The sequence below is a fragment of the uncultured Tateyamaria sp. genome (genome assembly GCF_947497045.1).
Classification (GTDB): Bacteria; Pseudomonadota; Alphaproteobacteria; order Rhodobacterales; family Rhodobacteraceae; genus Tateyamaria.
Genome location: NZ_CANMEU010000028.1, coordinates 1 through 5,381, shown reverse-complemented (window position 1 = coordinate 5,381; position 5,381 = coordinate 1). Strand labels below are relative to the sequence as shown.

Here is a 5,381-nt window from a genome sequence, read left to right as displayed (position 1 = left end):
CAAGGGTTACGATGAGCGAAAGACACTCCCTTAGCAAAACAATGCTGTCTGTCTCAAAGGCCGTGACGGGTTACAAGAAACCTGAACAAATATTACGGGGATCACCACGCGCTGCGCGATGTGTCGCTGGATGTTGAATATGGCGAAACGCTGGTGATTTGCGGCCCGTCGGGCAGCGGCAAATCCACGCTGATCCGCTGTGTGAACGGTTTGGAAACCTATGCAGACGGCGCTCTGTCGGTTCTGGGCCACGCAGTTGGCGATGATGAGCGCGAGCTTGAGGCAGTGCGCAAACGGGTCGGCATGGTGTTTCAGAACTTCAACCTATTCCCGCATCTGACCATTCTGGAAAACTGCGTGCTGCCACAGATTCGCGGCATTGGCCGGCCTCGGGCAGCGGCCACGGAAGTGGCAATGGCACAGCTTGATCGGATGCAGGTCGGCCAACATGCCGAAAAATTCCCCGATCAAATCTCTGGTGGGCAGAAACAGCGTGTGGCACTGGCGCGATCGCTGTCGCTGAACCCCGATATCATGCTCTTTGACGAACCCACCTCGGCGCTGGACCCGGAGATGATCGCCGAAGTACTGGATGTGATGCAGGAACTGACGCGCGGCAATATGACAATTATTTGCGTGACCCATGAAATGGGTTTTGCCCGCGCGGTGGCGGACAAGGTTATCTTGATGGCGGATGGTTCCATCGTCGAACAGGGCGACCCCGAACAGATGTTCACAGCGCCTGCGCACCCGATAACGCAGGAGTTCATGAAAGCCGTCAAATCGTGACAGCCCCTCCGTTCCTGATGCAGGGTGACCCTCCGGCGGCACCTGACTGGCCCCGGCTTGTCGCGGCGCTTGAGGCCGGTCACAAAGCTCCGCGCGCCGAGATTGCAGATGTGTTTCTTGGCCCGCCCGAACGCACACTGCTCAGCCGGGCTGCTCGCATTCCCGGCATGGGCTCCGGCGTGAAATCGGTCACCGTGGTGCCCGAAAACGCCGCCCGGGACATGCCCACGATCCAAGGTGCGATGCTGGTCTTTGACGATGATACTGGGCGTCATCTGGCGACGCTCGACAGCGCATTGGTCACCAACCTCAAAACGGTGGCGGATGCGCTCTTGGGTGCGAAACTGCTGTCGCGCCCCGACAGTCGCCGCCTGCTGATCGTCGGGGCGGGCAGCGTGGCTGAAACACTGGCCGCGGCCTACCCGGTCCTGTTCCCTGGCCTTGAACAGATCGAAATCTGGAACCGCACGCCGCAGAAGGCCGAAGACCTGGCGCAAAAGGCGGCGGGCGGCCCCGTCCCGGTCACGGCTGTATCCAGTCTCGGGGACGCCGTGCAACGGGCCGACATCATCTCAACCGCGACCATGGCCCGCGCCCCTGTCGTCCTTGGCGAATGGCTGACCCCCGGCACACATCTCGACCTGATCGGTGCATTTCGCGCGGACATGCGCGAAGTGGATGACGCGGCTTTGCTGCGTGCGAAACTATTCGTCGACAGCCGTGACACAACACTCGACCATATCGGCGAGCTGAAAATCCCGCTCGCAGCTGGCGTGATCTCCCCCACAGACATTCTGGCGGATCTCTATGACTTCGCCAGCGGCACACCGGGGCGCACATCCCCATCCGACATCACACTCTTCAAGAACGGGGGCGGCGCGCATCTGGATTTGATGATCGCCTTCGCCCTCGTTGAAACCACAGGACATACATGACCCAAGACACCAGCCACAGCACCCACACCGCCACCGACGATGCGCGTAATCGCGAAATCAAGATCTACGTGAACGGAGACATCGTGCACCGGGATGAGGCTAAAGTCTCTGTTTACGACAGCGGCTTTATGCTGGGCGACGGCATGTGGGAAGGCATGCGGCTTTACGATGGCACATGGACCTTCTTTGACGAACACATGGACCGCTTTTTCAGCTCCTGTAAGGCCGTGTCTATTGATGTTGGCATGGACAAGGCCGGGATCGCCGAGGCCATGCGTAAAACGGCTGAAGCCAATGGCATGACAACGGATGTGCATTGTCGCCTAATGCTGACGCGCGGGGTGAAAACCAAACCGTTCCAGCACCCGGGCCTGTCCCAAAGCGGCCCAACGCTGGTCATCATCATGGAACATTCCAAACCCGCCCCCGCCTTGCTTTCAAAGGGCATCCGGCTCGCGACCGTCCCGCAGGTGCGCGGCCTGCCGATGGCGCAAGACGCCAAATACAACAGCCACTCCAAACTCAACTGCATCATTGCCTGCCTTCAGGCCGAACAAGCAGGCGCGGATGAAGCACTGATGCTGGACCCGCTGGGCTTTGTGAATACAACCAACGCGTGCAACTTCTTTATCGTGCGCCGGGGCGAGGTTTGGACCTCAACCGGGGACTACTGCATGAACGGCGTCACGCGACAAAAGGTCATCGATCTGTGCCGCGCCAATGACATTCCGGTGTTTGAAAGAAACTATTCGCTCTATGAAGCTTACGGCGCGGATGAGGCCTTCTTGACAGGCACGTTCGGCGCGCAGACCCCAGTTGCCGAAATTGATGGCAAATCGATTGGCATCGGTGAGCGGCCCATGACAGAACGCATTCGCGCGCTCTATAAAGAGCTGATCAAGCAGGAGGTCTCGCGCTGAGATGACGCAACCCAACACTTGCTGTTCATGGTCGATCAACTGACGTCTCTTGTGTTGAACGCCTGTGGTGGCACGGTTTGCAAAACGCCGAACATTGATGCCCTCGCGGCGCGCAGCACGGTTTTCGAGAACGCCTATTGCGCCTATCCGCTTTGCGCACCTGCCGCCAGATAAGCCCATCGCTGGAGCGTTTTCTAGATCAACTCCATCCATTTCACGGCCCAATCGAGGGAGTTGATGGCCAAAAACATGAAGCGCCAGCCATCCGGCCGAGATGCTCAGCGCCGAGGCCTCGCCTATGATCTCACGGAGGCTGCCAATGTCGAAAATGTAAGGCAGGGTGTGCAACGCCGCATAACCAAAGGCCGCAACATCAATACAGCGACGAAGTTTCATCCTCCAGCGTCAGCGATGTCCACATGAAGGCGCGTGAGATGAGGATGGGTCGAAACCTCATGGCCTTTCGGGTATGATCGGCGATCTGCCGGGTAATACGGACAGGCGAAAGAACTCAGTCGCCCATTTTTGGTCCTATTTCGATGAAAATTTGATTTCGGGGGCGCTGTGCCCTGTCACGAATTCAAACGAGTGTGCAACGAGATCTAAGGCCACTTTCAGGTCTGCGTGGATTTGCGGCATATAGATCATTACAGAACCTTCCCATCCCGAGCGCTGACTGGCCCTGGGAATGTAAGGCAATGCAGCCAGCCTTTGCTGCGCGTCCGGACGACGTGGGCGGCAGGGACGCGTGCAGGCTACCGTCAAGGTGAAGATGCGCGAACTCCCGACCTCCAACAATTGCCTTTGGGCGGGTCAGGATCAGAATCTTCACTGATCCAGAACCCCAGCGCTCCGGGCAAGGAACCCACGGTCTGCCTGACCTCGACCTCCTGAATTTGTGACACCCAGTCCAGCAGTGCAGCGATAATTTCGGGCGCCGGATTGACGCCGATCTGCACTTGCGGAACGCTGTTGGTGACGTGCGAGACAGGCGTTTCACGATCTGGCTGGTCGACTTCCTGGGCCATAAAAGCGGGCGTGGTCAGCATGAAATCAGGCGCGATTGTCGTGATTGCTCTGGTGGGTCAACACGATGTCACCTAAGGTTCTGGTTTTGATTGAGACAGGTAGAGGTGAACAATTGATAACCCACCGCCCTGACATGCAATCTGGGGCCTCCCAAAGTTTCGGAAGGCCCGACTTCTGCGGTTAATTTTCCGGGGCGCGATACGCCTTGTGGCATGCGCTGCAGGCACCGCCCAGCCGACCCATTGCCCCTCCGATGGCCGCCTGCCCATCACCGGCAACGGCTTTCATCGCCTCAGCAGCGGCGAAAAGTTCTGCGGACTTTTGGCCCACATCAGGAAAGTTCTGCCACAAGGCCGGCAGCGCGCGCGTCCCTTCATTTGCTGAATTGTCAGAGCCGGGGGCCCAGGCCTGCGGCTGATGGATCGACGCAAGATGCACTATGTTTGATGCGGCCAAACCAGCGGCCTCGGCATTATATTCCACATCGCCCTTGGCCATTCCGCCGAGCACCCCAAGGTTGAAGCTGTAAAGCTGCATATGTGCCTGGCGCGCCTTGATGCCCGCCGCAAAAGAGCTTTTGGCGTGGCTGTCCGCAAGGACGGCACCCACTGCCGTTGCCGATACCAAAGCTGCAGCAATCCATGTCCTATTTCGTCCCATGCTTGTTTCCTCCCATTGAAAATACGTGTCATCGATCCGTTTTCGCCGTGAAGTCTTGGGCACGCTTTTGGGTCGTCCTACGAGGCAGGCATCCGCTGTAGGGTCAGGTGAAACAAGACCGGTATACTCGATGCGGCTTCGCCGGGCGCGGTAGAGTACCTTGGGTGGCGATTGGAGTATTAATAGATCAATATGCGTCTCCATGCAACAAGATGTTCTATAGATTAGCATATGACCGACGGTGTTGCATGGATCAGAATCTCGACGATTTTGCCCCGACCCCCATCCCTCTAGACGGCGCGTTCATACGCCGCACGACCGAGAGATGTCATGCGGTTGAGTTCCTTTGATGCGATTTTCGCTTCGGCTATCTGACGGTCGAGATAATGTGCTTGCAGGCGATCGCCGATAACCTGTTTTCACCTGCCGATCTGGGCTTCAACACGCGACCTCTCGTTGTATCCTGTCTTCGTCTGCCATCTCTTTCTGGCATTTCGAGCGATGACATCGATGTGGTGGTTGCGTTTTGCATTCTTGCTGTGAACCGCTTCTTTCGGCGGAGGGATAATGACTTCTATCCCTGGCCCGAACCTACTTTCCAGACTGTTTGCCACGCCTTGACCGTCATACGCCCCATCCGACAGAAACCGGCTCACATCAACATCATTGAGCAAGTCTGGCAGTGCCGTTTCATCGCCTACATGTTCCGTGGTCAGCTTCGAGGCAACGACTTCGCCAATTTCCGGATCGAGCCCGATATGCAGCTTGGGCCATGTTTTGCGGGCTTTTCTGGTGCCGTGCTTTTCTTCATGCCAGCCGTCGCCGCCATGCATTTTTTTGACACGTGCTGTCCACAATGAGCGTGATTGGCTTACTTGCAGCTCGCCGGAGTGGGGTGATCCTCAGCCCCTTACCGCACCGCGACAAGGTCGAGTAATCCGGAACTGCAAGATCCATGCCAATCAAACTGGCTGTAACCCGTCACGGCCTTTGAGACAGACAGCATTGTTTTGCTAAGGGAGTGTCTTTCGCTCATCGTAACCCTTGG

At 57.5% G+C, this 5,381-nt stretch carries 7 protein-coding genes; 3 read left to right on the top strand and 4 right to left on the bottom strand.

All coding sequences use genetic code 11. The features are described from left to right. Window positions 1-120 precede the first annotated feature (120 nt). The 3 genes from Q0859_RS21220 to Q0859_RS21210 are packed head-to-tail and all read left to right on the top strand — an operon-like array spanning window position 121 to window position 2,644. Complete coding sequence (locus Q0859_RS21220) at window positions 121-789, top strand: amino acid ABC transporter ATP-binding protein (protein ID WP_299155114.1); 669 nt, start codon at window positions 121-123, stop codon at window positions 787-789. Continuing rightward, window positions 786-1,724, top strand: a complete 939-nt coding sequence (locus Q0859_RS21215; protein WP_299155112.1) for an ornithine cyclodeaminase — start codon at window positions 786-788, stop codon at window positions 1,722-1,724. Before Q0859_RS21220 ends, Q0859_RS21215 begins: the two co-directional genes overlap by 4 nt. Then, a complete protein-coding gene (locus Q0859_RS21210) occupies window positions 1,721-2,644 on the top strand; it encodes an aminotransferase class IV (protein ID WP_299155110.1) in 924 nt (307 codons plus the stop codon). The genes Q0859_RS21215 and Q0859_RS21210 overlap by 4 nt, the downstream gene beginning before the upstream one ends. Before the next feature lie 761 nt (window positions 2,645-3,405). On the opposite strand, the gene Q0859_RS21205 is transcribed toward Q0859_RS21210, so the two are convergent. The 4 genes from Q0859_RS21205 to Q0859_RS21590 all read right to left on the bottom strand — a co-directional run bounded on the left by Q0859_RS21205 (window position 3,406) and on the right by Q0859_RS21590 (window position 5,290). Then, on the bottom strand, window positions 3,406-3,693 hold the full coding sequence (locus Q0859_RS21205; RefSeq protein WP_299155109.1) for a hypothetical protein: 288 nt from the start codon (window positions 3,691-3,693) through the stop codon (window positions 3,406-3,408). Between the two features lie 160 nt (window positions 3,694-3,853). Next, window positions 3,854-4,333 carry a cytochrome c gene (locus tag Q0859_RS21200; RefSeq protein ID WP_299155107.1) on the bottom strand — a complete coding sequence of 160 codons (480 nt, stop codon included), beginning with the start codon at window positions 4,331-4,333 and terminating at the stop codon, window positions 3,854-3,856. Window positions 4,334-4,752: 419 nt separating this feature from the next. Further along, on the bottom strand, window positions 4,753-5,166 hold the full coding sequence (locus Q0859_RS21195; RefSeq protein WP_299155105.1) for a transposase: 414 nt from the start codon (window positions 5,164-5,166) through the stop codon (window positions 4,753-4,755). Beyond that, complete coding sequence (locus Q0859_RS21590) at window positions 5,141-5,290, bottom strand: transposase (RefSeq protein WP_366523242.1); 150 nt, start codon at window positions 5,288-5,290, stop codon at window positions 5,141-5,143. Before Q0859_RS21590 ends, Q0859_RS21195 begins: the two co-directional genes overlap by 26 nt. Window positions 5,291-5,381: the final 91 nt, after the last annotated feature.

What these genes read in the sequence shown, in the direction of transcription:
- Q0859_RS21210 (WP_299155110.1), top strand. Translation starts at nt 1,721, where the DNA reads ATGACCCAAGACACCAGCCACAGCACCCACACCGCCACCGACGATGCG.
- Q0859_RS21205 (WP_299155109.1), bottom strand. Translation starts at nt 3,693, where the DNA reads ATGCTGACCACGCCCGCTTTTATGGCCCAGGAAGTCGACCAGCCAGAT.
- Q0859_RS21200 (WP_299155107.1), bottom strand. Translation starts at nt 4,333, where the DNA reads ATGGGACGAAATAGGACATGGATTGCTGCAGCTTTGGTATCGGCAACG.
- Q0859_RS21195 (WP_299155105.1), bottom strand. Translation starts at nt 5,166, where the DNA reads ATGCATGGCGGCGACGGCTGGCATGAAGAAAAGCACGGCACCAGAAAA.
- Q0859_RS21590 (WP_366523242.1), bottom strand. Translation starts at nt 5,290, where the DNA reads ATGGATCTTGCAGTTCCGGATTACTCGACCTTGTCGCGGTGCGGTAAG.